This window comes from Brevundimonas sp. CURTG3B2_SDJG (genome assembly GCF_057364705.1).
On the sequence record NZ_JBNFOJ010000375.1, the window covers coordinates 1 to 2,419 of the forward strand.

Consider the following 2,419-nt stretch of genomic DNA (forward strand, 5'->3'; position numbering starts at 1 on the left):
GGCTGAGGGCGATTCCGGCCCCGGCGCGGGGCGCGCGGCCTGTGCTGATCCGGGACGGCGTCGGCGCCCCGGTTCTTGCAGAAGCCGCCCGGCTGGCGCACGCCCTGGTCGCCGAGAGACTGGCGCTGGCGCTGGACCGAATGACGCACGAAAGGGACCTGGGTTCGCCTATCCATGGCGCGACGCCTCGGAACCACCTATTTTCGGGCGCTGACATCAGCGAGTGACGGACCGCCGCCCGCGGCCCCGAAGGATCGAGACGAGAATGAATCTGCGCAACATGGCCCTGGTCGGGCTGATCATCCTGGGATTGGTGGGGGCCTTCGTGGTCTTCAACCGGGGCGGCGCGCTGGGCGCGCCCGACGCCAAGGCCTCGGCCCGGGCGCCGGCCGTGATGAGCTATTCCGACCTGCTGAAGCCGCGACAGCCGCGCCATCACCAAGGTCGAGGTTCAGGGCGAGACCCTGAAGGCCACGTTGAACGACAACCGGGTCGTCACCGTCACCACCCCCGTGCCCAACGTCGATCTGGTGAACTCCATCGCCGCCTCGGGGGCCGAGGTCGTCTCCAAGTCGACGCGCCAGTCGATCTGGCTGACCGCCCTGCTCGGCCTGCTGCCCTTCATCCTCATCATCGGCCTGTGGATCCTGATCATGCGCCAGATGCAGGGCGGCGCTCGTGGGGCCATGGGCTTCGGCAAGTCCAAGGCCAAGCTGCTGACCGAGCACAAGGGCCGCAAGACCTTCGACGACGTCGCCGGCGTGGACGAGGCCAAGGAAGAGCTGCAGGAGGTCGTCGACTTCCTGAAGGACCCAGGCAAGTTCCAGCGCCTGGGCGGCAAGATCCCCAAGGGCGCCCTGCTGGTCGGCCCTCCCGGTACGGGCAAGACCCTGCTGGCCCGCGCCGTGGCGGGCGAGGCGGGCGTGCCCTTCTTCTCCATCTCGGGCTCGGACTTCGTCGAGATGTTCGTCGGCGTCGGCGCCAGCCGCGTCCGCGACATGTTCGAACAGGCCAAGAAGAACGCGCCGTGCATCATCTTCATCGACGAGATCGACGCGGTCGGCCGTCATCGCGGCGCCGGCCTGGGCGGCGGCAACGACGAGCGCGAGCAGACCCTGAACCAGCTGCTGGTCGAGATGGACGGCTTCGAGTCCAACGAGGGCATCATCCTGATCGCCGCCACCAACCGTCCCGACGTGCTGGACCCGGCCCTGCTGCGTCCCGGCCGCTTCGACCGCCAGGTCGTGGTGCCGAACCCCGACGTCTCGGGCCGCGAGAAGATCCTGCGCGTGCACATGAAGGACGTGCCGCTGGCCGCCGACGTGAACGTGAAGACCATCGCGCGCGGCACGCCGGGCTTCTCGGGCGCCGACCTGGCCAACCTGGTCAACGAAGCGGCTCTGATGGCGGCCCGCAAGGACCGCCGCATGGTCACTCACCGCGACTTCGAGGACGCCAAGGACAAGGTCATGATGGGCGCCGAGCGCAAGTCCATGGCCATGAACGAGGAAGAGAAGCGCCTGACCGCCTACCACGAGGCCGGCCACGCCATCGTCGCCATGAACGTCAAGATGGCCGATCCGGTGCACAAGGCGACCATCGTGCCGCGCGGCCGCGCCCTGGGCATGGTCATGCAGCTGCCGGAAGGCGACCGCTATTCGATGAAGTACCAGCAGATGGTGGATCGCATCGCCATCATGGCCGGCGGCCGGGTGGCCGAGGAGCTGATCTTCGGCAAGGAGAACATCACCTCGGGCGCGTCTTCGGACATCGAGCAGGCCACCAAGCTGGCGAGGGCGATGGTCACGCGCTGGGGCTTTTCGGACAAGCTGGGCACCGTGGCCTATGGCGAGAACCAGGAGGAGGTCTTCCTGGGCCACTCGGTGTCGCGCACCCAGAACATCTCGGAAGAGACCGCCCGCACCATCGACGCGGAGGTCAAGCGCCTGGTCACCAGCGGCTGGGACGAGGCCCGCAAGATCCTGACCAAGAAGGCCGAGGATCACGAGAAGCTGTCCCAGGCCCTGCTGGAGTACGAGACCCTGTCGGGCGAGGAGATCAAGGACCTGCTGGAGAAGGGGCTCGCGCCGAACCGCGACGAGAACAACTTCCCCAACTCGGGCCCTTCGGTCTCGGTGCCGATCACCCCGGTTCGGACGGGACCGAGGTGGAGCAGCCGACGGTTCACTAGGCCCGCATGGTCTGAGAATGGGAGAGGGCGGCGCCGCAAGCGCCGCCCTTTTTCGTGGCTGGCGCGCCTCACCTCCCCATCGCCCTTCAAGGCGATGGGGAGGACAGACGGCGAAGCCGTCAGGAGGGGGCGACGCCGGCGGCGGCCCATTCGAGCTCCGATCCCATCCGCCGGCGTCGCCCTCCCTCGTGTCGCTCGGACGCGGCCGACCGCCTCCCGACTCCGCTT

General features: G+C 68.3%; 2 pseudogenes. Both read left to right on the forward strand.

Annotated elements, in window-relative coordinates:
* Positions 1 to 227, forward strand: a pseudogene (locus AC2W7C_RS16795) (hypothetical protein); the annotation flags it as partial.
* 38 nt (positions 228 to 265) lie between these two features.
* Positions 266 to 2,150: pseudogene (gene ftsH / locus AC2W7C_RS16800) on the forward strand (ATP-dependent zinc metalloprotease FtsH); the annotation flags it as partial.
* Positions 2,151 to 2,419 lie beyond the last annotated feature (269 nt).